Annotated in this window: 23 protein-coding genes; 14 read left to right on the top strand and 9 right to left on the bottom strand. The window is 61.2% G+C overall.

What is annotated here, in order from left to right; all coding sequences use genetic code 11:
• Window positions 1-164 precede the first annotated feature (164 nt).
• A complete protein-coding gene (locus BM194_RS06005; protein WP_092844744.1) occupies window positions 165-452 on the top strand; it encodes an H-NS family histone-like protein in 288 nt (95 codons plus the stop codon).
• A 127-nt stretch (window positions 453-579) separates the two neighbouring features.
• On the opposite strand, the gene BM194_RS06000 is transcribed toward BM194_RS06005, so the two are convergent.
• On the bottom strand, window positions 580-2169 hold the full coding sequence (locus BM194_RS06000) for a ribonuclease J (protein ID WP_092844742.1): 1590 nt from the start codon (window positions 2167-2169) through the stop codon (window positions 580-582).
• 243 nt (window positions 2170-2412) lie between these two features.
• Here BM194_RS06000 and purU point away from each other — a divergent pair, with 243 nt between their 5' ends.
• Window positions 2413-3267, top strand: coding sequence for a formyltetrahydrofolate deformylase (gene purU / locus BM194_RS05995; RefSeq protein WP_092844739.1), 855 nt, complete (start codon window positions 2413-2415; stop codon window positions 3265-3267).
• A gap of 49 nt (window positions 3268-3316) precedes the next feature.
• Entirely contained in the window at window positions 3317-3988 is a 672-nt protein-coding gene (locus tag BM194_RS05990; protein WP_092844737.1) for an energy-coupling factor ABC transporter permease, read from the top strand.
• Window positions 3989-4002: 14 nt separating this feature from the next.
• Here BM194_RS05990 and dinB read toward each other — a convergent pair whose 3' ends face one another.
• Both dinB and lexA read right to left on the bottom strand, forming a co-directional pair.
• A complete protein-coding gene (gene dinB, locus BM194_RS05985; RefSeq protein ID WP_092844735.1) occupies window positions 4003-5058 on the bottom strand; it encodes a DNA polymerase IV in 1056 nt (351 codons plus the stop codon).
• A gap of 13 nt (window positions 5059-5071) precedes the next feature.
• Window positions 5072-5728: a transcriptional repressor LexA gene (gene lexA / locus BM194_RS05980; protein WP_092844733.1), complete on the bottom strand. Its 657-nt coding sequence runs from the start codon at window positions 5726-5728 to the stop codon at window positions 5072-5074.
• Between the two features lie 203 nt (window positions 5729-5931).
• On the opposite strand from lexA, the gene BM194_RS05975 reads away from it, so the two are divergent.
• The 4 genes from BM194_RS05975 (at window position 5932) to BM194_RS05960 (ending at window position 9242) form a co-directional block, all read left to right on the top strand.
• The gene (locus tag BM194_RS05975) at window positions 5932-6588 is read left to right on the top strand and encodes a TetR/AcrR family transcriptional regulator (RefSeq protein WP_092844731.1); all 657 of its coding nucleotides are present in this window, start codon (window positions 5932-5934) and stop codon (window positions 6586-6588) included.
• 171 nt (window positions 6589-6759) lie between these two features.
• Window positions 6760-7776 (top strand): beta-N-acetylhexosaminidase, encoded by a 1017-nt coding sequence (gene nagZ, locus BM194_RS05970; RefSeq protein ID WP_092844729.1) that lies wholly within the window; start codon window positions 6760-6762, stop codon window positions 7774-7776.
• Window positions 7777-7891: 115 nt separating this feature from the next.
• Window positions 7892-8470, top strand: coding sequence for a hypoxanthine-guanine phosphoribosyltransferase (locus tag BM194_RS05965; protein WP_092844727.1), 579 nt, complete (start codon window positions 7892-7894; stop codon window positions 8468-8470).
• Window positions 8471-8513: 43 nt separating this feature from the next.
• On the top strand, window positions 8514-9242 hold the full coding sequence (locus BM194_RS05960) for an S-methyl-5'-thioinosine phosphorylase (RefSeq protein ID WP_092844725.1): 729 nt from the start codon (window positions 8514-8516) through the stop codon (window positions 9240-9242).
• Window positions 9243-9299: 57 nt separating this feature from the next.
• Here BM194_RS05960 and BM194_RS05955 read toward each other — a convergent pair whose 3' ends face one another.
• Complete coding sequence (locus BM194_RS05955) at window positions 9300-11012, bottom strand: AMP-binding protein (protein ID WP_092844723.1); 1713 nt, start codon at window positions 11010-11012, stop codon at window positions 9300-9302.
• Between the two features lie 47 nt (window positions 11013-11059).
• Window positions 11060-11509 (bottom strand): MerR family transcriptional regulator, encoded by a 450-nt coding sequence (locus BM194_RS05950; RefSeq protein WP_092844721.1) that lies wholly within the window; start codon window positions 11507-11509, stop codon window positions 11060-11062.
• A gap of 194 nt (window positions 11510-11703) precedes the next feature.
• Here BM194_RS05950 and BM194_RS05945 point away from each other — a divergent pair, with 194 nt between their 5' ends.
• The 6 genes from BM194_RS05945 to BM194_RS05920 all read left to right on the top strand — a co-directional run bounded on the left by BM194_RS05945 (window position 11704) and on the right by BM194_RS05920 (window position 17858).
• Window positions 11704-12873, top strand: coding sequence for an acyl-CoA dehydrogenase family protein (locus BM194_RS05945; protein WP_092844719.1), 1170 nt, complete (start codon window positions 11704-11706; stop codon window positions 12871-12873).
• Between the two features lie 35 nt (window positions 12874-12908).
• Window positions 12909-13697: an enoyl-CoA hydratase gene (locus BM194_RS05940; RefSeq protein WP_092844717.1), complete on the top strand. Its 789-nt coding sequence runs from the start codon at window positions 12909-12911 to the stop codon at window positions 13695-13697.
• Between the two features lie 2 nt (window positions 13698-13699).
• Window positions 13700-14800 (top strand): enoyl-CoA hydratase/isomerase family protein, encoded by a 1101-nt coding sequence (locus BM194_RS05935; protein WP_092844978.1) that lies wholly within the window; start codon window positions 13700-13702, stop codon window positions 14798-14800.
• A 35-nt stretch (window positions 14801-14835) separates the two neighbouring features.
• Window positions 14836-15738: a 3-hydroxyisobutyrate dehydrogenase gene (gene mmsB, locus BM194_RS05930; protein ID WP_092844715.1), complete on the top strand. Its 903-nt coding sequence runs from the start codon at window positions 14836-14838 to the stop codon at window positions 15736-15738.
• Between the two features lie 76 nt (window positions 15739-15814).
• The gene (locus BM194_RS05925) at window positions 15815-16399 is read left to right on the top strand and encodes a DJ-1 family glyoxalase III (RefSeq protein ID WP_092844713.1); all 585 of its coding nucleotides are present in this window, start codon (window positions 15815-15817) and stop codon (window positions 16397-16399) included.
• Window positions 16400-16460: 61 nt separating this feature from the next.
• Window positions 16461-17858: an MATE family efflux transporter gene (locus BM194_RS05920; RefSeq protein WP_092844711.1), complete on the top strand. Its 1398-nt coding sequence runs from the start codon at window positions 16461-16463 to the stop codon at window positions 17856-17858.
• A 10-nt stretch (window positions 17859-17868) separates the two neighbouring features.
• Here the strand turns inward: BM194_RS05920 and ppsR are convergent, their stop codons facing one another.
• Complete coding sequence (gene ppsR, locus BM194_RS05915; protein ID WP_092844709.1) at window positions 17869-18702, bottom strand: posphoenolpyruvate synthetase regulatory kinase/phosphorylase PpsR; 834 nt, start codon at window positions 18700-18702, stop codon at window positions 17869-17871.
• 244 nt (window positions 18703-18946) lie between these two features.
• On the opposite strand from ppsR, the gene ppsA reads away from it, so the two are divergent.
• Window positions 18947-21319, top strand: coding sequence for a phosphoenolpyruvate synthase (gene ppsA, locus BM194_RS05910; RefSeq protein WP_092844707.1), 2373 nt, complete (start codon window positions 18947-18949; stop codon window positions 21317-21319).
• A 98-nt stretch (window positions 21320-21417) separates the two neighbouring features.
• Here ppsA and BM194_RS05905 read toward each other — a convergent pair whose 3' ends face one another.
• The 3 genes from BM194_RS05905 to BM194_RS05895 all read right to left on the bottom strand — a co-directional run bounded on the left by BM194_RS05905 (window position 21418) and on the right by BM194_RS05895 (window position 24552).
• Window positions 21418-23250 carry a glycerophosphodiester phosphodiesterase family protein gene (locus BM194_RS05905; protein WP_092844705.1) on the bottom strand — a complete coding sequence of 611 codons (1833 nt, stop codon included), beginning with the start codon at window positions 23248-23250 and terminating at the stop codon, window positions 21418-21420.
• Between the two features lie 76 nt (window positions 23251-23326).
• The gene (rraA, locus tag BM194_RS05900; RefSeq protein ID WP_092844703.1) at window positions 23327-23815 is read right to left on the bottom strand and encodes a ribonuclease E activity regulator RraA; all 489 of its coding nucleotides are present in this window, start codon (window positions 23813-23815) and stop codon (window positions 23327-23329) included.
• 131 nt (window positions 23816-23946) lie between these two features.
• A complete protein-coding gene (locus BM194_RS05895; RefSeq protein ID WP_092844701.1) occupies window positions 23947-24552 on the bottom strand; it encodes a porin family protein in 606 nt (201 codons plus the stop codon).
• Between the last annotated feature and the right edge of the window lie 24 nt (window positions 24553-24576).

The raw sequence follows: 24576 nt of genomic DNA, 5'->3' as shown, positions 1-24576 counted from the left end.
GGCGAGAGTTATCGCTCTCTCGAGCTATAAAAACTTAGTCTTTCCAGCCCGCTACCCGTAGCGGGTTATTTTTTGTCGCGACTTGCCAACTAACCCTTCGAGCATATACTTTTACGATAAACAGGCGATAAAAAGATAACTAGACCTTCAGTACGGAGGAGATCATGTCTACCGAGTCTTTGGAAAGAATTGCCCGAAACAAGAATGTCGCTCGTGCGGCTGCCCGCCAGCTGAGTATGGAACAGCTGCATAAATTGTCCGAGGTCATTAGCGAAGTTATCGAGCAGAAGCAGGAAGAGGAGAGTCGGCGCCAGGCTGAGGAAAGCGACAAGGCACGCAAGCTGGCAGAAATTCGAGAAGCGATCAACGATGCCGGCCTGTCCCTTGACGATCTTGTCGGCGAGCAGCCCAAACGCCGTCGTGGTCGCCCACCCAAGAAAAAGGAAGCCTAGCTTCGCGATGTGCGTCCCGGCTGGGTTAAAGCAAGCGTGATTCGGGAGACATGAAGCGACAGTTATCGTCCCGCAGGGAAACGGCGCCAGGCGCCGTTTTTCTTTGTGGCATTCCCCGGACTACAAGTCAGGGAAGGGAGTCGACTTCGGCGGCAGACAATTGCAGGTGCACTGCCGGTAAATGGCGAAGATGGTCAGAAAGCCACTGCATCAATCTAGGCTGTAACTGGACACGCAATTGCGCCAGGGTCTCCGCGGTTACCTGGGAAAGCGTATCGTCCAGCCAATCGGAAAGACTGGTTTCGTCCAGCGCTGAACTGGCCCTGGAATCAACGATAAGGCGTCCGATGCGTGCCCATCCCGTTTCTGCTGGCGTGACGGCGAGCCACAGGAACAGATCGCCATGACGTTCGCGGTGTTCCCCCTTGGGTGCAGCCAGGCCCTCCAATGCACGGACACTATCTTGACTGACGATGCGAGGTCTCTGGACATACCGGGCTTCGACACAAAGCCCCGTTTCATCGAAGCGGATAAGCTCGCCATTGGACGGTGACAGCGGGGCGGTTATTCCACGTGCCTCTGCCAGTTCCCGGTGGGCAAGCTGGTGGCGTTGTTCACCATGAACGGGTAGCAGATAGCGCGGCCTGATCCAGTCGTAGAAGCGGTTCAGTTCGTCCTGTGCAGGATGACCCGACGCGTGCAGTTCCGGGTGGTGCGTTTCTTCCAGGATGCGCACGTCCCGCTGACGTAGTGCATGGTGAAGCCGTTCGATATGCCGCTCGTTGCCCGGGATGGCCTTGGCGGAAAATATCACCGTATCGCCAGCCTGTAATTCGAAATCGGCATGGCGCCCCTGAGCGAGTCGGGAAAGTGCCGCTCTCGGTTCGCCCTGGCTGCCGGTCGCGATCACCAGTACCTCATCGGCCGGAAGGTAGCCAAGATCGCTGACGGGTACCAGGGGAGGAAAGTCATCCAGGTAGCCAAGGCCTCTGGCAATCCGCACCATGCGCTCCATGGAGCGCCCCATCAGGCTGACGCGACGGCCGCACTGCATGGCCGCCTTGCCCAGGGCAAGCACGCGGGCCAGGTTACTGGCGAAGCAGGTGACGACGACTCGCCCGCGACAGTCGCTCAGGGTGCGCAGCAGTGCGCGGGCCACTTCGCCTTCGCTGCGCGACTTGCCCGGCAGGGGAGCATTGGTCGAATCACCCACCACCAGGTCGATCGGCGCAAGCGATCGGAACAGCTCTTCATCGACTGGCGCGCCGATCAGTGGCTCGGGATCGAGCTTCCAGTCCCCGGTGTGCAGCACGCGATGCGCAGGGGTGTTCAACAGCAAGGCACAGCTTTCCGGAATCGAGTGAGTCAACGGCAGGTAGCGTATCAAGAAGGCGCCACACTCCATGGCCTCGCCAGGCTCGACGATGCGGATACTATCCGTGGCCAGGCCGCGCTCGTCGAACTTGGCGCGTAACAGCCCGGCAGCGAGAGGCGTGGCGTAGATATCGCATTGCCACTGGGGCCACAGCCAGGCCAGGGCGCCAATGTGGTCTTCGTGACCGTGCGTGATCACCACTGCCCGCGGCGTGATGCCCAACCGTGGCAGTTCTTCGATGTTGGGGACCTGCAGAGGGCTGTCAGGCAGGTCCTGGCGAATCATCATGCCGCAGTCCACGACGAGCCAGTCCCTGTCGTAGCCGTATAGAGTCAGATTCATGCCAATCTCGCCACACCCTCCCAGTGGCAGGAAGTGCAACGGCGGGCGGCGGCGTGGACGAAGCTGTACGCGTGGTTGTGACATCATCGGCAGGGTATGGACATGTAATCGCTCAATATACGTGATCGTAGGCAATCGTCACAATGCGCGTTACCGAAAGTCTCTGAATTCGCTACAATAGCCGGCCTGTGCTGGTGCAGCACGCTTGTGTTTTCATCCTCTACAAAGTCCGAGCGGATCAACATGTCGCATCTTTTTCGTCTGGTCGTTTCCTGTCCCGATCGCCTAGGTATCGTGGCCCAGGTGTCCGGCTTCATTGCCAGTCAGGGCGGGTCCATCACTGAGGCCAACCAACACTCGGACCTGGCCACCGGACGTTTCTTCATGCGTTATGAAATTCAAATGGATACCGATGCGTCGCGTGCAGAGGTACTGAGGCAGGCATTCCGGCCCATTGCCCAGCGCTTCGAGATGGATTGGGCGCTGCATGATGCATCGCGTCGCAAGCGTGTCGTGCTGATGGTTTCCAAGGCGTCGCATTGCCTGGTGGATCTTTTGTATCGCTGGAAGGCAGGGGAGTTGGATTGCGAGATTCCCCTGATCGTTTCCAACCACGAGGATCTCAAGCCACTTGCGGATTGGCATGGTATTCCCTTTCAGCACGTGCCGGTCAGGGTGGACGACAAGGAAACGGACTTTGCCGAGGTGGAGCGTCTCGTCGACGAGGCTGAAGCAGATTGCGTGGTGTTGGCACGCTACATGCAGATCCTGCCGCCGCGACTATGCGAGCGTTATGCTGGGCGGATCATCAACATTCATCACAGTTTCTTGCCATCGTTCGCTGGGGCGAGGCCTTATCACCAGGCCTACGAGCGGGGCGTCAAGCTGATCGGGGCCACTTGTCACTATGTGACCGAGGAACTCGATGCCGGGCCGATCATCGAGCAGGATATCCATCGCGTCTCCCATTGCCATACCCCGGACGATCTGGTGCGTTTCGGCCGCGACGTTGAAAAGGCCGTGCTGGCGCGAGGACTGCGTTGGCATCTCCAGGATCGGGTCCTGATCCATGGCAACAAGACGGTAGTGTTCGCCTGACCGGACCTATGCCAAGCTGTGCCGTACCGGATGCCAAGCGAGTATCGCTATGTCCTTTGCTTCCGTGGTGCTCGAGTCATGGGTGTTGATCGCCTGCGCTGCGCTTAGTCTGGGTATCGTGGGGCGAGCCTGGTGGTTGTTCCCCTGGCGACGGCTGGAAACGGACCATCCCCTGCAGCATCGCTTGCTCGGCGCCACGCTGTGCGTCGCCTTGCTCTGGCAGCTTCGCGCCCAAGCCGTCGACTGGCTGAGCTTGCACCTGATGCTGACCGTCTTGTTGACGCTGGTCTTTACCGCGCCATTGGCCCTGCTGGCCAATGGCCTGGTGAACGTGGCGATGATCGTGCTGGGCAAGGTGGCCTGGCCACTCCTCGGGGTCAATCTTCTGGTTACCGGTGTGGTGCCGGCCCTGGTCACGGTGGGGATCTGGCGGCTGGTGGATCGACGCCTACCTGACAATCTGTTCGTGTATCTTTTCGTCTGCGGCTTCTTCGGAGCCGCACTGGCCACGCTGGCCAGCGGCCTGTGCGCCGTGGGCCTGGTCCTGCTCGGCGCGACGAACCCCGAGGTGCTACGCCTGGTTCATGACTACGCGCTCTTCCTGCCACTACTCATGCCGTCGGAAGCCTTCATTACCGGCATGCTGCTGAGTCTCTTGCTGGTCTATCATCCGCATTGGGTGCTGACCTTCGATAGCCACCGTTATATCGACACCAAGTAACCTCGGCGAGCGGGTCAGTTCGACTCGCCGAACAGCTCCAGTTGTCGCGTACTGTCTGGCGTGGCCAGGCGCACTCCGACTCCGAGCAGGCGCACCGGGCGTGCGCCCCGGGCCCAGGCCTCTTCGAGCAGCAGCAGAAACCGTGCAGGGTCCGGTTGCCAACCGGCATATTCGAGTGTCGTCAACGTGAAGTCGTTGAAACGGACCTTGACGAACAGCCCTCTGACACGAGGGCGACCATGACGGTCGAGGCGCTCGTCGAGCCTTGCGATGAGTGCCGGAAGGGCGGCGCGACAGGCGTCCAGGTCGGGTAGGTCCTGATGGAAAGTGTTCTCGGCGCTGACCGACTTGCGCTCGCGTTCGACCTTGACCGGGCGTTCGTCGATACCTCGGGCCAAGCCGTAGAGGCGATGGCCGAACTTGCCGAACCGCTCCAGCAGCTTGTCGAGTGGCCATTGCCGCAGGTCCGTGCAGGTCCTGATATTCATGGCCTCGAGCTTGGCGGCATTGGCCGGCCCGACGCCATGCAGCCTGTTGACTGGCAGCGAGGCAACGAAGGTGTCGACCTCCTCGGGCGTAATGACATGCAGCCCATCCGGCTTGTCCCAGTCGCTGGCGATCTTGGCGAGAAACTTGCTGGGTGCCACGCCCACCGAGACGGTGATTCCCGTACGTCTGATGGCTTCCTGCTTGATCCAGCGGGCCATCCATGTCGCGCTACCCTTGAAACGTGTCACGCCGCTGACATCGAGAAAGGCCTCGTCGAGAGATAGCGGCTCGACCAGCGGCGTCAATTCATGGAATATCGCCTGGATCTGCTCCGAGACGGCGCGATAACGGGGAAAGTCGGGGGGGAGAACCGTGAGTCCGGGGCAGAGACGTAGTGCATGGGCCGTGGGCATGGCGGAGCGTATGCCATAACGGCGCGCCGGGTAATTGCAGGTGGCAACCACGCCCCGCCGCTCGGCGCTGCCACCGATGGCGAGTGGAACGTCGCGCAGCCGTGGATCGTCACGCATTTCCACGGCTGCGTAGAAGCAGTCGCAATCGGCATGCAGGATCTTGCGCATGCGGCTCGCTGACTTAGTGCAGGGATTGCCCGTTGCCGCCTCGAATGACGCCGACCCCGACGCCTTCGATCTCGAGTTCCTGCTGGCGAAGGTCAATCTCGATGGGTGTGAACTCCTCGTTTTCGGGGAGTAGCCAGACAGTATGCCCATCGCGCCGGAAACGCTTCACCGTGACTTCATCGTCAAGTCGTGCCACCACGATCTGGCCGTCACGGACTCGATTGGTGCGATGTACCGCGAGCAAGTCGCCTTCCAGAATCCCGATGTCGCGCATCGACAACCCGCGAACCCGCAGCAGATAGTCGGCACGAGGTGTGAAATAGTCCGGCGCCAGGGGGCAGTATCGGTCGATATGCGCTGCGGCCAGGATAGGGCTACCGGCAGCGACCTCGCCGATGATGGGCAGCCCATTGTGGGGTTCGCCAGCGCTTGTGCCAGTGGTCTCTTCGAGTTCCTGCGAGGGCAGGCGAATTCCGCGCGAGGTACCGGGAATCATGCGAATCACGCCTTTCTTGCTCAACGCACGAAGATGCTCCTCGGCGGCATTGGGGGAGCGGAAGCCCAGGGCGCGGGCAATCTCGGCGCGGGTCGGAGGGTAGCCCAGCTCGTTCATGGTCTTGACGATGAAGTCATAGACATTCTGCTGGCGCGGGGTGAGGGGACGAGTCATGGTGCCTCCGCGGTTGCGCTCGATAGGAAAAACAGTCGTGGCGTTGTTCAAGTATACAGCCTGGCATTGTATCCAGTAATCGGTTTCATGCAAACGCAGCCGCAGGCTCGCTTGCGTTTGAATCGAACTGTTTGTCGTGTCCGCGCAACTTGCGTAATATTTCAGCTATGTTTTAAACAGCCGTTTATAATCAGAGGCACTGCATGGCCCAGACCGATACCGTGACGCGTATTCTCGATACTGCGGAGGTGCTGTTTGCTGAACGCGGGTTCGCGGAAACGTCCCTCCGCAATATTACCAGCAAGGCCAAGGTCAACCTGGCTGCGGTCAACTATCACTTCGGTTCAAAGAAGGCGTTGATCCAGGCTGTCTTTGCACGTTATCTCGATCCCTTTACCGAGCGTTTCCACACGGCACTGGACGAGCTCGAGAGCGAGTACGTCGATCGTCCCATTCCCCTGGAAGTGCTGCTCGAGAGCATGGCACGCACGGTACTCGAGGTGCCGGCCGAGCGTAACAGCCTCAAGGTCTTCATGCGCCTTTTGGGGCTGGCCTATACCCAGGCGCAGGGGCATTTGCGCCGTTTCATCCAGGCGCATTATGGCAGTGTGTTCACTCGCTTTGCCGAGCTTGTACGCCGGGCCACACCGGACCTGCCGGATGCCGAGCGTTTCTGGCGTCTGCATTTCATGCTCGGCACTGTCATCTTTACCCTGTCGGGACTCGATGCGTTGCGTGACATTGCCGAGAAGGATTACGGCGAGCATGTCAGTGTGCGTGATCTCATCCGTCGCTTGAGGCCCGTGGTCGTTGCCGGCATGAACGCGCCCTTGCCGGAACCGGCAAAAACGGTTTCCTGACCTCGCGGGGCAGAGCGCTGACGGGTGATGAACTATAGTTGATTGCAATGCTGGAGCGGCGCTCCCGAGAGTTGCATGAGGGCTCGCGGGAGACGAATTCATGAATTCCGTCTGTCGTCCCCTCGTCCATTGGTCTAGAATCGGCCCCCTTCAAGGCCAAGGAACCCGATCATGACCCAACCGCTCGGACCGGTAATGCTGGATCTCGAAGGTACTGCACTGACCCGTGCGGAGCGCAAGTTACTGGCGCGTCCGGAAGTCGGTGGGGTGATTCTGTTTGCCCGCAATATCGTCGATGCCGGTCAGGTAAGTGAGCTGTGTGCTTCGATTCGCCGAATCCGGCCGGACCTGTTGCTGGGGATCGATCAGGAAGGGGGGCGTGTCCAGCGCTTGAAGGATGGGGTAACCCGTCTGCCGTCGATGGGCAAGCTGGGCAGTGCCTATGGCGAAGCGCCTCAGGACTGCCTGCAGCTATGTCACGATGCGGGATGGCTGTTGGGAATGGAAATGGCCGCCTGTGGGCTGGATCTGACCTTCGCGCCGGTACTGGATGTCGACGTCGGTCAGTCCAAGGTGATCGGCGATCGCAGCTTTGCCAGTGACCCCCAGGCCGTCACCGCCCTGGCGGGGGCCTTCATCGATGGCTTGCACGAGGCAGGCATGGTCGCCGTCGGCAAGCATTTCCCGGGCCATGGCGGGGTCATGGCCGATTCGCACCATGAACTACCCGTCGACGAGCGTCCTCTGCAGACGTTGCGTGCGCACGATCTGGTACCGTTCGCCCAGTTGGCCAGCCGTCTTGATGGCATCATGCCGGCACATGTCATTTACAAGGCGTTCGATGAACGCCCGGCAGGCTTTTCGCCCAGTTGGCTCGGCATGCTGCGTGAAGAGCTGGGCTTCAAGGGCGCCATCTTCTCGGACGACCTGTCCATGGCGGGCGCGCATGTCGCCGGCGGGCCTGACGCCCGAGCCCAGGCGGCGCTGAATGCCGGGTGCGACATGGTGCTGGTATGCAACGATCGCGAGGCTGCGCTGGCTGTTGTCGAGTCCTGCCAGGGACGGGCGTCGAAACGCCAGGCCAAGCTGCGTTACGGTCGGGCAAGGCCGGGACTCGACACCTTGCCGGCGCTCAGTCGCTGGCGGCGTATCCATGCCCGGCTGGAGGCGCTGGCGGGTACTGTATAACGGCAGCCGGGCTGCACTTCACTCATCACCGCACAACTCAACGTATCGGTCGTCGCGCCAACAGCCCGGCGTGGCGGCATGTGATCCGACAGACATTGAAAGTATCAGGATTCCAATGCCCAAGCTTGACCCTGCCTATCACGAATCGCTAGCCACCATGCGTGAGATCATGGAAAACGCCGACTGCCTGATCTCCCAGGCCGAGGTCGAGCGCGCCCTGGATCGCATGGCCGAACAGATCACCGAAAACCTCGGTGACAAGCTGCCGGTATTCTATTGCGTAATGAACGGTGGCCTGATTACCACCGGTCACCTGCTGACACGCCTTGGCTTTCCCCTGGAAGTCGATTACCTGCATGCCACCCGTTATCGCGGGGCCACCCGAGGCGGTGAGCTGTTCTGGCGTGTCTCGCCGGAAGTCCCCATGGCAGGGCGCCACGTGGTCATCGTCGACGATATCCTCGATGAAGGCGCGACGCTGTCAGCCATCCTCGACTATTGTAAGGAAGCGGGGGCTGCCAGCATCTCGACTGCAGTGCTGGTCGACAAGCGTCACGATCGCAAGGCCAGCCCCGATCTCAAGGCGGATTACTGCAGTCTCGAAGTCGAGGATCGCTACGTGTTTGGCTTCGGCATGGACTACAAGGGTTACTGGCGCAATGCGCCCGGGATTTTTGCCCCCAAGGGCATGTGATCGCGGGCTGAGTCTTTCTTTGTCGCGATGGAAGTGAGAGGGCATGCTGGCAATCATCGGCGGGACTGGGCTGACGACCATGGCTGGGCTGGACGTGATCAAGCGGCACTCGGCGGAAACGCCGCTAGGCGCGGCATCGGCCGGTGTGGTGCATGGCACGCTTCATGGCCGTGACATCCTGTTCCTGGCTCGCCATGGCCATCCGCACAAGCTGCCGCCACACCGCATCAATTACCGCGCCAACCTGTGGGCATTGAAACAGGCCGGCGCGACGCGCGCCGTCGGGGTCAATGTCGTGGGTGGCATTGATCCGTCGCTCGCCCCGGGGCGACTGGTGGTGCCCGATCAAGTGATCGATTACACGGTCGGGCGCGAATGCACCTATTTCGATGGGCGTTTCAAGCCGCTCAAGCATATCGATTTTTCCTGGCCTTACACGGCGTCGTTGCGGGCCGAACTGCTCAATGCGGGTAAGAAAGCCAGTGAAGCGCTGGAAGATGGTGGTGTCTATGGTTGTACCCAAGGGCCTCGCCTGGAAACGGCGGCGGAGATTGCCCGTATGGCCATGGATGGTTGCCGCATGGTGGGGATGACCGGCATGCCCGAAGCCTCACTGGCTCGCGAGTTGGCGATCGATTACGCCTGCCTGGCGCTGGTGGTCAATCCTGCCGCCGGTGTGGCCGAGGGTGAAGTCAACCTGGCCGATATCGAGGCGGTGATTGCGGCGGGCATTGGACGCATCCAGCGAGTAATCGAGGCGATGCTGGATTGATTGTCACGTGGCTGTGCCAGACTGTCATGCCTGACACAGCTGCGCCTCATCGCGAGTTTACAGGCCCAACTCGTGGGTCGCTTCCTCGCGCATCTTGTATTTCTGGATCTTGCCGGTCACGGTCATCGGAAAGGCGTCGACGAACTTCACGTAACGCGGCACCTTGTAATGAGCGATCTGGCCCTGGCAGAACGCACGCAGGCCTTCCTCATCCAGGCTTTCGCCCTCGACCAGCTTGACCCAGGCCATGACCTCCTCGCCGTACTTCTCGTCGGGCACGCCAATGACCTGCACGTCGGAAATGGCGGGATGGGTGTAGAGAAAGTCCTCGATCTCGCGCGGGTAGATGTTCTCGCCGCCGCGGATGATCATATCCTTGATGCGTCCGACAATGGCTACATAGCCTTCCTCATCCATGGTGGCCAGGTCGCCGGTATGCATCCAGCCGCCACTGTCGATGGCCTTGTCGGTGGCTTCGGGATTGTTCCAGTAACCGAGCATCACGCTGTAGCCGCGAGTACACAGCTCGCCTTTCTCGCCACGCGGCACGACCGCGCCGGAGCTCGGGTCGACCAGCTTGACCTCGGTATGCGGATGGATGGTGCCTACCGTCGTTACCCGCTTGTCCAGGGGCGCGTCGGTCTGCGTCTGCAGGCTGACCGGGCTGGTCTCTGTCATGCCGTAGCAGATACTGACCTCGCGCATGTGCATCTTGTCGATGACCTGGCGCATCACTTCGATGGGGCAGATCGAGCCCGCCATGATCCCGGTACGCAGCGAGCCAAGGTCGAACTGCTCGAAATCGGGATGTTCCAGTTCGGCGATAAACATGGTGGGAACGCCGTACAGCGCCGTGGCACGTTCCTCGCTGACGGCACGTAACGTCGCCAAGGCATCGAAACCGTCGCCCGGATAGATCATCGCGGCGCCATGGGTCATGCAACCCAGGTTGCCCATCACCATGCCGAAGCAGTGGTAGAGCGGCACCGGGATCACCATGCGATCCTCGCAGGTCAGGCCGATGCGTTCGGCGACGAAGAAACCATTATTGAGAATGTTGTGATGGGACAGCGTCGCCCCTTTGGGGGCGCCAGTCGTGCCCGAGGTGTACTGGATGTTGATGGGCTCATCGAACTGCAGGGTGGCTTGCAACTCGGCCAGCTGGGCGGCATCGATAGCCTCGGCATGGGCTTGCAGGCTCCTCCAGGTCAGCATGGCCGGACGGGCGCGTTCGGCATCCAGGCAGATGACGCGCTGGAGCGCCGGCAACCGTGCGCTGGCCAGGCTTTCCGGTGTGGCAGAGTCGATTTCCGGCACCAGTTCGGCAAGCATGTCGACGTAATTGGAACTCTTGAAGGCGCCCTGAAGCACTAATGTTGAGGTGCCCGATTGACGAAGGGCGTATTCGAGTTCATGCGTGCGGTAACTTGGATTGATATTGACCAGCACGGCGCCGATCTTGGCGGTGGCAAACTGGGTAATGGTCCATTCCGCACAGTTGGGTGACCAGATGCCGACGCGCTCCCCCTTGGTCACGCCAATGGCGAGCAGGGCGCGCGCGGTGCGGTCGACCACTTCCTGCAATTGGCGCCAGGTGTAGCGCTGATTCTGGTGCCGGCTGATCAGAGCGTCGCGGTCGGCATGGTTGGCGACCGTGGCGTCGAAGCAGTCACCAATGGTCTGCCCCTTGAGAGGCAATTCACTGATGCCGCTGACATAGCTGTCGAGACGGTGCAGCGGAGCCGTTGTCGTTGTGGCGTGGCGTATCATGGAACATCCTGCTTGTTGTTGTGAAAGCGTTGCCGTTGGTATTGCCATCAGCCCTTGGCGCGTTGGCGGGTCAGGGCCTGCAGGGAGGCTTGGCAGCGGGACTCGACGTCATCCAGTTCGTGCTGAAGAATGCGGATATCTTCCAGTTGCTGCTGCATGGCGGCGCGCTTGTCGGCCAGGATATCGAGCATGCGGCGCAACTGGCGTTCGTCCCCATCGGGCGCATGGTCGTAAAGCTGGATGACTTCACGTATTTCCGCCAGCGAAAACCCCAGGCGCTTGCCGCGTAGCGTCAGCTTGAGCCGCACGCGGTCCTTGTCATGGTAGATGCGTGTCTGGCCACGACGCTCTGGTTCCAGCAGTCCTTCCTGTTCATAGAATCGGATCGTTCGCGGAGTGACTTCGAAGAGCTTGGCGAGCTCGCCGATCGTGTAGGTCCGTCGCGAGCGTGCGCCCTCCTGGGGAGCTTCGGCGACGGGCTGGGGGGCGTCTGGCATGGTGCTTTCCTCACTGTCCTGGACGCATGGAACCAGGCGTTCAGCGTCCCGTGTGCCTAGGCTAGATCAGGTTTACGTTAACGTAAAGTAGACCAAGCGATAGCTTCCTTGCAGCCGAGCAAATGCTAGGTTGAACGATGGGTTGGCACGATGGATGCCGACCGTCACGTCAGGCATATCGTGAGGACGCAGTGATGGATTTCGCTCTCAGTGACGATCAGCGCGCACTACAGCAGGCCGCAGCCGATTTCGCCCGGGCCGAGCTGGCCCCTCATGCGGCTGGATGGGATGCGACGTCGCATTTTCCCGTCGACGTCATCAAGCGGGCCGGGGAGGCGGGATTCCTGGCAATCTACCTCGATGAAGCGCACGGCGGCCTGGGCTTGTCGCGCCTGGATGCTTCGCTGATCTTCGAACAGCTCGCACAGGGCTGCGTGTCGACCACGGCCTATCTCACCATCCATAACATGGCCAGTTGGATGATCGCCCGTTGGGGAAGCGAAGCGCTGCGCGATGCCTGGCTGCCCTCGCTGATCAGTGGTGAGCGCCTGGCCTCCTATTGCCTGACCGAGCCGGGTGCCGGTTCGGATGCCGCCAGCCTGCGTACCCGTGCCGTTCGTGATGGTGACGACTACGTCATTACCGGTAGCAAGATGTTCATTTCCGGTGCCGGGTCCACCGATGTGCTGGTGGTGATGGCGCGTACCGGTGCACCGGACTCCGGGGCCGGTGGCATATCGACTTTCCTCGTGCCGGCCGACAGCGCCGGTATCGAGTATGGCAAGAACGAGGACAAGATGGGCTGGAAAAGCCAGCCTACGCGGCTGGTCAGCTTCGATGATGTCCGTGTTCCGGCCGGACATCGCCTGGGTGAAGAGGGCGAAGGGTTCAAGCTCGCCATGAAGGGGCTCGACGGTGGCCGCCTCAATATTGCCAGTTGCTCGCTGGGTGCAGCGCAACATGCGCTGGAACTGGCGCGCGACTATCTTCACGAACGTAAGCAATTCGGCAAGACGCTGGCCTCGTTCCAGGCATTGCAGTTCAAGTTTGCCGATATGGCCACGGAGTTGGTCAGTGCACGGTTGATGGTGCGTCATGCTGCGTGGCGTCTCGACCGGAACGATCCCCAGGCGCCGGCGCATTGCGCCATGGCCAAGCGGCTGGCGACCGATATCGGTTTCCATGTCTGCAACGAGGCGCTGCAACTGTACGGGGGATATGGCTACATCAAGGAGTACCCCCTTGAGCGTCTGGTTCGCGACACACGCGTTCACCAGATTCTGGAGGGCACCAACGAGATCATGCGCCTGATCGCCTCGCGTCGCCTGTTCGACGATGGCGTGGTCGAAGCCCTGCAACAATAACGAGTCAATGGTACCCGAAGGCAAGGAGTCAAACGATGAGCCGCACCCTGAAGCTGGAGAAGGACAGGCATATCGCCCTCGTGACGATCAGCAATCCGCCTGCCAATACCTGGACACACGATTCGCTGATTGAACTGGAAGCCCTGGTCGAAGCGTTGGAAGCGGATGCCGACATCACGGCCCTCGTGATTACCGGCGACGGGGACAAGTTCTTCTCGGCAGGCGCAGACCTCAAGACGTTTGCCGATGGCGACAAGGGCATGGCAGCTACCATGGCGGTGCGTTTTGGCCATGCCTTCGAGCGCCTGGCCAACTATCGGGGCGTTAGTATTGCGGCGATCAATGGCTATGCCATGGGTGGTGGCCTGGAATGCGCGCTGGCCTGCGATGTGCGTATTGTCGAACGTCAGGCCAGGCTGGCCTTACCCGAGGCGCGAGTCGGCCTGTTGCCGTGCGGTTGCGGTACCCAGCATCTTACTCGCCTGGTGGGCGAGGGCTGGGCCAAGCGCATGATCCTGTGCGGAGAGCAGGTTGATGCCGACACGGCCGAGCGCATCGGGCTTGTCGAGGAGGTCGTCGATACCGGCAAGGCGCTGGAGCGTGCCATGGCCTTGGCCGAGGGGGTTGCCCGCCAGAGTCCGGCGGCCCTCGAGCACTGCAAGACACTGATCATGAGCGGCCGGGAGCGGGGCATGTCGGACGGTTTCCGTCTCGAGCGCGAGCTGTTCGTCGATCTGTTCGATGATCCCAACCAGCGCGAGGGCGTCAATGCCTTCCTTGAGAAGCGCGAACCGCAATGGACGCCGGTCGACAGGGGGCGCTGAGCATGGCCGAATTGCCCATCAAGTTTGAGACGCTTGCCACCAATGATGAACGGCGCATCGGCGTGGCCACGTTGAATGCTCCCAGGTCACTCAATGCCTTGTCGTTGGAAATGATCGACCTGCTGAGCGACAAGCTGGCCGACTGGGCCGCGGATCCCGAGATCGTTGTCGTGTGGCTAGAGGGTGCCGGTGACAAGGCATTCTGTGCCGGTGGGGATGTCGTCGGGCTCTACCGTGCGATCACCGGTGCGTCGGGCGATGACGACTTCCCCGCGCGTTATTTCACTGCCGAGTATCGCCTGGATTATACCCTGCACACTTATCCCAAGCCGCTGATCATCTGGGGCAACGGTATCGTCATGGGTGGCGGCCTGGGCCTGATGGCTGGTGGCGGCCACCGGGTCGCGACCGAAACCACGCGCATCGCCATGCCCGAGATCACTATTGGCTTGTATCCGGATATCGGTGCCAGTTGGTTTCTCAATCGCATGCCTACCGGAGTCGGTCCCTATCTGGCCTTGACCGGGGCTCAGCTCAACGCCCGCGACGCCATCGACCTGGGTCTGGCCGATCGGTTGATTCCCCATGAATACCGCAATGAGGTCATGAAGGCGTTGGCCAGGGCCTCGTTCGACGCACCCGAGGCCACCGTGCGAATGGTGCTGCACGACTACGAGGAGCGTGCGCGGGCCCCGCAGGGGCAGGTGATGCTGCACCTCGATGCCATTCAGTCACTGGTCGACGCTGCCAGCGCCACCGAGGCCGTCAAACGCATCGTCGGCGACAACCGGGCCGACGAGTGGCTGGCAGCCAATCGTCAACGCCTGGCGGCGGGATGCCCGCTCACTGCGCACCTTGCCTGGCGCATGCTGGAACGGCACCGGCATGGCAGCCTGGCGCAGGCGTTTCGTGAAGAACTCAACCTGTCGGTCCAATGTTGTCGGCAAGGGGATCTCGCCGAAGGCGTGCGCGCTTTGCTGATCGACAAGGACAAGTCGCCGCGCTGGCGTCATGCCGACGTGGCCAGTGTGCCCGACGAGGACATCGACGCATTCTTTACCCCGTTGTGGCCTGCACAGTCGCATCCGCTGCGTGACCTTTGAACGCAGTCATTCAACAACAACAAGGAGCTGCTCACATGCATATCGCTTTCATCGGCCTGGGGAACATGGGCTCCCCCATGGCGATCAACCTGGTCAAGGCCGGGCATGATGTGACCGTGTTCGATCTCGTCGAATCCTCCATGCGTCAACTCGAGTCCGAGGGCGCGCGGTCGGCGAGTTCGGCCATGGAGGCTGTCCATGGCGCCGAGGTCATCGTATCGATGCTACCGGCCGGAGTTCACGTTCGTGGGCTCTATCTTGGTCGGGAAGGGCAGGCAGGGCTGCTTGACCAGATCGACGGCCAGCCCTTGATTATCGATGCATCCACCATCGCGCCCGAGGACGCCCGGATTGTTGCCGAGGCGGCACGGCAGCGCGGCATTGAGTTTCTCGATGCGCCGGTTTCCGGTGGCGTCGGCGGCGCCAAGGCCGGCACATTGACCTTCATTGTCGGTGGGCCTGAGGCTGCCTTTCAGCAAGCGCGTCCGGTGCTCGAGGCCATGGGCAAGAACATCTTTCTTGCCGGAGAGGCCGGGGCCGGACAGGTCGCCAAGATATGCAACAACATGCTGCTGGGCATCCTGATGAGCGGTACGGCGGAAGCCCTGGCGCTGGGCGTCAGGAACGGGCTCGACCCGGCCACGCTGTCAGAGATCATGAAACAGAGCTCCGGCGGTAACTGGGCATTAAATGTTTACAATCCGTGGCCGGGAGTAATGGAGAACGCGCCGGCCTCCAAGGATTACCAGGGCGGTTTCCTGGTCGATCTGATGATGAAGGACCTCGGCCTGGCCTGGGACCTGGCGCTGGATTCAAAGGCTGCAGTCCCTATGGGGTCGGAGGCACGCAACCTGTTTGCGCTGCATGCGGCCCAAGGCAACGGTCGGCTGGATTTCTCCAGCATCCAGCGGCTGTATCGTAGCGATATGCCGGAATGAGCGTGCCGCCATGCATACGCCAGTGACACTCTTGACTACGCTTTGAGGGGTTAGCCATTGCATACTTGGGGGTGATATGGCCAAGGTACTTTTGCCCGTCGCCGACGGCAGCGAGGATATCGAAACGGTCACCGTGATTGATGTGTTGCGTCGTGCCGAGGTCGACGTCCTGGTGGCCTCGGTCATGCGCGAGGTGGACGTCACCTTGGCGCGCGGCACGTTGTTGACGGCGGATGTCACGCTGGACGCCATTGAAGAGTCCCGGGAATTCGATGCCATCGTCTTGCCTGGTGGCATGCCCGGGGCGTCCCGACTGCGCGATAGCGAAACGCTCAAGCAGCGTCTGATCCAGCAGCGCGAGGCCCAGCGCTGGATTGCTGCGATCTGTGCTGCCCCCGGGGTCGTACTGGCTGCGCACGATCTGGTGCGTGGGCATGACGTGACCGGTTATCCCGCTTTCCAGGCACCGCTCGCCGATGCCGGTGGCCATCTCAGCCAGCGCTGCGTGGTCGAGGACCGTCGCATGGTGACCAGCCAGGGGCCGGCGACTGCCATGGCATTTGCCTTGCACCTGGTGGGGTTGCTGGTCGACGAGGAGACCGAGGCGCGTATCGCCGAAGGGCTGCTGGTGGATGTCGCCTCGTCGGAGCGTCACTGCTGATTCGCTTGGGCTCCCGGCTCGGCTTGGGCACAATGGGCCTCCCCGAGCCAGGAGCCCAAGCATGCCATCCAGCGAACGCGCGGCCCCGCACCTTGCCTCTGACACGCATATGGATCGCCACGCCCCCGTCAATGATCTGCTGACGGGGCCGATTGCCCTTACCCTGTTTCGCAAATCATTACCCGTCATCGGCGGCATGGTCGCGATGATGCTGTTCAATCTCGTCGATGCCTGGTTCGTGTCTCGCCTGGGAACCACGCAACTGGCCGCCGTCTCGTTCACGTTCCCGGTATCCTTTGCAGCGATCAGCCTGGCCATTGGCCTGGGCATCGGTACTTCGGCGGTCGTCGGGCGCCGGCTGGGCCGAGGTGAGGTGGATACCGTTCGCCGCCGGGCCACGGATGCCTTTCTGCTATCGCTGCTGGTGGGTGTCGCGGTTACCGTGGTGGGTCTGGCGACCCTGACGCCCCTGTTCACGGCGCTGGGCGCCGATCCGACGTTGATGCCACACATCCATGACTACATGGGCGTGTGGTACTTCGGTGCAGCGTTCGTGATTGCGCCGCGCGTGCTCAACAGTGTATTGCGTGCCCAGGGCAACACGCTGGTGCCCGGGTTGATGATGGGTGGGGCCGCCTTGCTCAATGCGCTGCTCGATCCGTTGCTGATCTTTGGCCTGGGGCCCATATCCGGGCTGGGGGTCAGTGGGGCCGCGCTGGCCACGGTAATCAGCTGGGGCGTCATGACCTTGGGCCTTTTCGCCCAGCGTGACCTCAGGGCGTTGATCGACTGGCAAGGACTGAGCCTGCCGGCGCTGATGGCATCCTGGGGAGAATTGGGAAAGATTGCCCTGCCGGCGGCCATCACTAGCGTGTTCACGCCGGTCGCCATGGCACTGGTGACACGTATCGTTGCCGATTATGGCCATGCCGCGGTAGCGGCGTTCGGGGTGGGCACGCGCATCGATGCCATTGCTCAGATCGTCGTGCTGGCCTTGTCGATGACGCTGTCGCCTTTCATCAGCCAGAATCAGGGCGCCGACCAGCCGGAGCGCGTCAAGCGGGCAATCCTGGGATGTTTCGTCTTCGTGCTGGTCTGGCAGTTGCTGATCTGGGGTGTACTTCAGGGGCTGGCACCGTGGTTGACGCAAAGCTATGCCCAGACCCCTGACGTCGGCGAGGTGCTGCGTACGTTCCTCTGGTTGGTGCCGCTGGGTCTGGGGGCGCAGGGCATTGTGATCCTGACCAACTCCTCGTTCAACGCCCTGCATCGGCCGCGTCGGGCCCTGGTGCTGTCGGTGATTCGCCTGTTCGTGCTGTATGTGCCGCTGGCCTGGCTGGGTGGTCACCTGGCAGGGCCGATGGGCATCTTCGCGGGCATGCTCGCTGCCAACCTGATCATGGCCGTGATTGCATGGCGACAGATACGGTCGGCGCTGCGCCAGCGGCTGGGTGTATGACAACCGCCGCTTATCGGGGGCGAATACGCCGCTGCAGACCGGTCTCGGCGATCATGCGGGTGGAGATTTCCTCGATGGAGAAGCGTGTGGTGTCGATGTAAGGGATATGGAAGCGCTTGAACAGCGATTCGGCCTGGTGGATCTCCTGCAGGCACTGGTCGATCGAACAGTAGCGACTATTGGGACGGCGCTCGGTGCGGATTGCCGCCAGGCGTCGTGGATCGATGGTCAGTCCGAACAACTTGTGACGATAAGGCACCAGCGCCTTGGGCATCTTGAGAATGCCGTCCTCGTCGAGATCGTCCTCGGTGAAGGGGTAATTGGCGGCACGGATGCCGAACTGCAGCGCCAGATAGAGCGAGGTGGGCGTCTTGCCGCAACGTGATACGCCAACCAAGATGATGTCCGCCTTGTCGTACTGGTGCACCCGGGCTCCATCATCGTTGTCGAGCGCAAACTGGACCGAGTCGATGCGCTGCATGTAGACATCGTCCTGGCCGATGGCGTGGGTGCGGCCTACCGAATAGCTGGAGTGGGTATTCAGTTCTTCCTCCAGCGGGGCGAGGAAGGTGGTGAAGATATCAACCTTGAAGCCCGGCGCACGCGTGATGATTTCCCGAATCGTCTGGTCGACGATGGTATCGATGATGATAGGGCGCTCACCGTCGCGAACCGCCGTGGCTTCGATGACGGCCGCCAGATTCTGCGCCTTCTCGCGGGAATCGATGTAGGGCTTGGTGATCATCTGGATATTGCTGTTCTCGAACTGCGCCAACAGGCTGCGTCCCAGGGTCTCGGCGGTGATGCCGGTGCCGTCGGAAATGAAAAAGGCGGTGCGGGCCATGCCGTGTCTCCTGGTGGATGAGGCGTATGCGTCTCGACATTGTCCCGCGTCGCTTCGTGAGCGGCAACCGCATGCCGACTACATAACTTCGGGAAAAGTGCCCAGTGTTGTAAAAATACTCCAGTGACTTCGCTATTAGACTAATGGCTAATAAGCGCAACGATTGTTAGGGTGAGTAACATCTTTCGAAGCCAGTCGAGACTGGCGCCGCGCTGCGCGCACCGCATAAGGATTGGGAGGTCTCTTGGAAAACTATATCGAATGGTTCGACCGCCTGGGCATGGATGACGTCGAGCGGGTTGGCGGCAAGAATGCATCGCTGGGTGAAATGATTTCCAACCTGGCGGATGCCGGGGTCACCGTCCCGGGCGGCTTTGCCACCACGGCATTTGCCTACCGGGAATTCCTGGCCCATGAAGGGCTCAAGGAGCGCATCGACGAAGCGCTGTCGCGCCTTGATGTGGACGACACGGACGAACTGGCCCGGGTCGGCGCCCAGGTTCGCCAGTGGGTCATCGATACCCCCTTGCCGCCGCAGTTCGAGGCTGCGCTGAGCGATGCCTATCGCGAACTCGAGTCCCGACACGCCAACCTGAAGGTGGCGGTGCGCTCCTCGGCAACTGCAGAAGACCTGCCCGATGCCTCGTTTGCCGGCCAGCAGGAGACCTTCCTCAACATCGAAGGCTTCGATAACGTCAAGCGCGCCGTCCATGAGGTATTCGCCTCGCTCTTCAATGACCGCGCGATTTCCTATCGTGTGCATCGCGGCTTCGCCCACGATCAGGTAGCGCTGTCGGCCGGCGTCCAGAAGATGGTGCGCTCGGAAACCGGCGCGTCCGGGGTCATGTTCACCCTCGATACCGAATCCGGCTACCGTGATGCCGTGTTCATCACCGGCTCCTGGGGGCTGGGCGAGACTGTCGTGCAGGGGGCGGTCAACCCCGACGAGTTCTACGTGCACAAGCCGACCCTGGCCGCCGGCCGGCCGGCCGTGTTGCGCCGTACGCTCGGTTCCAAGCTGATCAAGATGACTTATACCGAAGATGCCTCGGCCGGCAAGTCGGTCCAGACTGTCGATGTCCCGATCGCTGACCGCGCCCGCTTCTGTATCAGCGACGATGACGTCATGGCACTGGCGCGCCAGGCGGTGATCATCGAGCAGCATTATGGTCGCCCGATGGACATCGAGTGGGCCCGCGACGGCGATGACGGCAAGCTGTATATCGTTCAGGCGCGCCCCGAGACCGTGGTGTCCAATCAGGAAGGCGGCAAGCTCGAGCGTTTTCAGCTCAAGGAGAAGGGGCGCCTGCTGGTTTCGGGCCGCGCCATCGGCCAGCGGATCGGGCGCGGAGCCGTCAAGGTGGTCGAGACGCCCGAGCAGATGAGCAAGATCCAGAACGGCGACGTGCTGGTCACTGACATGACCGACCCCGACTGGGAGCCGGTGATGAAGCGTGCTTCGGCTATCGTTACCAACCGTGGTGGACGTACCTGCCACGCAGCCATCATTGCCCGCGAGCTGGGGATTCCGGCCGTCGTCGGCTGCGGTGACGCCACTGACCTGCTCGAGGACGGTCGCGAGGTCACCGTGTCATGTTCCGAAGGCGACACCGGCCATGTCTACGACGGCCTGCTCGATTACGACTGCAACACCACCAGCGTCGACAGCATGCCGGATCTGCCGTTCAAGATCATGATGAACGTTGGTAACCCGGACCGCGCCTTCAACTTCGCCTCGTTGCCCAATGCCGGGGTGGGGCTGGCACGCCTGGAGTTCATCATCAATCGCATGATCGGTGTGCACCCCAAGGCACTGATGGAATATGACAAGTTGCCTGCCGACCTGCAGCAGATCATCGACGTGCGCACGGCGGGCTATGCCGATCCGGTCACGTTCTATGTCGACAAGCTGGTCGAAGGCATCTCGACCCTGGCGGCGGCGTTTTATCCCAAGCGCGTCATCGTGCGCATGTCGGACTTCAAGTCCAACGAGTATGAAAACCTGATCGGTGGCAAAAACTACGAGCCTGGCGAAGAAAATCCCATGCTTGGCTTCCGCGGTGCGTCTCGCTACATCTCGGACACCTTCCGTCCCTGCTTCGAATTGGAGTGCAAGGCGCTCAAGCGCGTTCGCGACGAGATGGGGCTCGATAATATCGAGATCATGGTGCCGTTCGTGCGGACACCGGCCGAAGGGAAGGAGGTCGTCAAGCTGCTCAATGCCAACGGCCTCAAGAGCGGCGACAATGGGCTCAAGATCATCATGATGTGCGAGCTGCCGTCCAACGCGCTGCTGGCCGATGAGTTCCTCGAACACTTCGATGGCTTCTCGATCGGGTCCAACGACCTGACCCAGCTGACCCTGGGCCTGGATCGCGATTCCGGCATCATCGCTCACCTCTTCGATGAGCGTGATCCCGCCGTCAAAAAGCTGCTGTCCATGGCTATCCAGGCCTGCAAGGCACAGGGCAAGTACGTCGGCATTTGTGGCCAGGGGCCGTCGGATCATCCCGAACTCGCCAAATGGCTGATGGAGCAGGGGATCGATTCGGTCTCGCTCAATCCCGATGCCGTTCTTGAAACCTGGTTCATGCTGGCCGGGGAAACGCTGGGCTAACGTACAGCATGTAGGCCCAGCCAACGGCGCCCGGCTCGAGCCGGGCGCCGTGTTTTTTGGGCGGGTTAATACCACCAACCGTCAACACAACCTCTGGCTCAAGAATGGAGCCAGTTGCGCAGCTTCACTAGCAATAGTTCCCCGTCATTCAACGTGTCTCGTTCGGCCAGTACCTCGGCCAGGACATCCGGGCGGTCGGTGATGATATTGTCGACACCCAAGTCGATCATTCGCGACATTTCGCTACGGCTGTTCACTGTCCAGGCGTGCAACTGATAGCCCAACCGATGCGCGACTGCAGCGCTTTCCGGTGTCACCCGGTTGTGTCGCAAGCCCAGGGCATCGATGATGCTGGTATCCAGGCCGCCCCGGACCACGAACTGTGCAAACAGGGTCGTCCTCAGTTGGGGGGCCTGCCGTTTGACTTCGCGGATCACCTGTGGGGAAAGCGAGGCGACGATCACGTCGTCATGACGTGCTTCCGGCAAGCGCTCGATGACTGCAGCCACCAGCGACTGCATGTCGCCTGGGGCCGGCTTGAGTTCGATATAGAGCTTGATACGGTCACGGGTCAGGCGTAGCACCTCGTCGAGCGTCGGGATGGGCTGGCCGGCAAATACCTCGCCGAACCAGCTACCGACGTCCACCTCCTTGACTTCTTCCAAGGTCATTTCGTCGATATCCCGGTCCAGGCCGGTCAGCCGTCGCAAGCTGTTATCGTGGGAAAGCACGACCGTCCCGTCGGCTGTCAGTCGCACATCGATTTCTACGTAATCCGCTCCATCGGCGATGGCTTCCTCGATGGCTGCCAAGGTATTTTCGGGGGCTTTCATCGAGCTGCCGCGATGGGCCGTGACAAGCACACGATCGTGAATCTCGAAACTGTTGAGTATCGATGATGCCTGATAGAGCGCGAAGATCAGCACCAGCGCTTCGGCGCCCCAGGCGACCCAGCCGGGATGGCTGCCCTTGCGAGGGGATGGGGGCTTGGGCTGACGGTGGGCCAGGCGCAGGTAGAGGCAGCCTACCAGCATGCTGTTGAACGCCAGTCCTACGAAGGTGCCCGCCAGTGCGAGCAAGCCATAGAGTGTCAGGTAGAGCAGCATGGCTGGAATCAGCACGCCGACGCGCTCTGGCAGCCACTGCAGTAGTGGAGTGACGAGCGTATCGAACAGTGCCGTGATCAGCGTTGGCAGCAGCAGGATCGCAACGAGGGGGATGGCAACCGGGACGCTCAGCCGGGCCTTGATACCGTTTGTCAATTGATGGCTGCGAGCCAATGCCTGGCGGACCGGTACGCTCTCGAGCATCAGTACCGGCAATGCCAGCGCCCAGCGCAGGTAGAACCGTGAAGCCAACCACAGCCAGAGCATGACCAGCAGGCCGGCAAGGGTGAGAAACCACCACAGTTCCTGCGGCTTGGCCTGGACAACATAGTAGCTTTCATAGTGGCCCAGCAGGGTCCCGTGAAGCCAGACCAGCACCAGCAAGAAAGGTAGGGCGAGCAACAGTTGCGTACCTACCTTCACCAAGGTGAGTACGCATAGCGCCAGAAAACGCTGGACCACGCCCCAGGAGACGTCGAGTGCCATCCGGTAACGATTGCCGCCAGGGTGAGCCGTGATAAGCAGCATGCCGGCCTGCTGGAGAAACAGGATCAGGAAGGTAAAGGCAACCACGGCAAGTGCCCAGACCAGTCCCGCCGGAGAGAGAACGATGTCCAGTAGCTGGTCGTTGGTCAGTACCGGTCGCCCGATACGTCTGAGCAAGGCTGCCAAAGTACTGGCCGAGGCCGGCAGTAACAACGTGGCAGCGAGCAGTGTGAAGAACAGGTGATAGGCGACCAGAGGGCGCCAATGGTCATGCAGTGTCGCCATCACATCGGCGAACAGGCGGTGCAACGTCAATGAAGAGGAGCTTTTTTCAGACATGCTCCCAGCGTTGCACTTAATTAGCAAAAGTGCCAACAGGCCCGCTTGTCGCTACCAAGGCAAGCGGGCCTGTATGCTAGACGTCCAGGGTCAAGCGAGTTTCGGCGACCAGGATGCCGTTATTGTCGGCATAGAGCCACTGTCCGGGACGCAGCGTCACTCCTGCGAAAGTGACCGTAATGTCACGCTGGCCCTCGCCGTGTTTCTCGCTACGGCGTGGGTGGGCCCCCAACGCCTGGACGCCCAGCTCCGTGTCGGCCAGGACATCGACATCGCGTACGCACCCATAGACGATGACACCAGCCCAGCCATTGTCGGCGGCCTTTTCCGCCAGCATGTCGCCCAGCAGGGCGCAGCGCAGCGAGCCACCACCATCGACCACCAGAACGGCACCCTCGCCGGGTTCGGCGACCGCCTCCTTTACGCGGGAATTGTCCTCGAAGCATTTGACGGTACGTACAGGACCGCAGAAGGCTTCCACGCCACCAAAGTTGGCAAATACGGGGTCGAGGATCTGCACGTCGGGATGGGCGTCGCAGATGTCCGGTGTCACGATATGGTTCATGTCGAGTCTCCTGAGTGAACATGGCGATGGTGCCATACAACTGCGACAAGAAAACCCTGCGTTGGCAGCAGGGCGTGTAGGAGAACGACAAAGAGAGTTACGCGAGAACGTTCGAGAAAGCGCCGGCGGCTTCAGAAACGGAAGCCGGCCGAGGCCGTGAAGGTATCGACACGGTAATCGCTGTCGACATCGTAATACTCGTATTCGGTGCGTAGCAGAAACGGGGAGAAATCGAGTTGCGCCCCGATGCCATAGACGGGGTTGGTACCTTCATGGCCCTCGAGCTCGAAGCGAGTGCCATCGTCGAGATTGCCTTCGAGGCGGCTATCCCAGCGGGCGAGTCCTGCCTTGGCGAAGGCCGTTAGCCAAGGAGAAAGTGCCATCTGGCCGACAGCGCTCATGCCGTAGGCACTGGATTCGAAATCGCTGCTGGCGCCAGCGCTATCCTCGAAGCGGATCCGGCCCAGATAAGTGTAAAACATCTCGGCAGCAAAGTAAGGTGTGAAATCGTATCCTACGAATCCCTTGAAAACATTCTGGTCGTCCTTGAAGGCAGGCCGGTCAGGTCGAGAGGCAAGCGCTTCGTCCATTGAGGTTTGGCCACTGTTGCCTTGGGTGCCGACCCCGGTACCTACGAAAAGGTTGTCCTTCGAGTCTGCCGAGACTGGCACTGCCATGGTGGTCAGGCCAAGGAAGGCGGAGCTCAGGATGAGGCTGAGCAATGTCCAAGTCTGCACGGGAAATCTCCCTGTGAGGCGACA

It is taken from the genome of Modicisalibacter xianhensis (assembly GCF_900113605.1).
GTDB lineage: Bacteria > Pseudomonadota > Gammaproteobacteria > Pseudomonadales > Halomonadaceae > Modicisalibacter > Modicisalibacter xianhensis.
The sequence above is the reverse complement of the archived record's forward strand: the minus strand, read 5'-3'. Positions and strand labels throughout refer to the sequence as shown.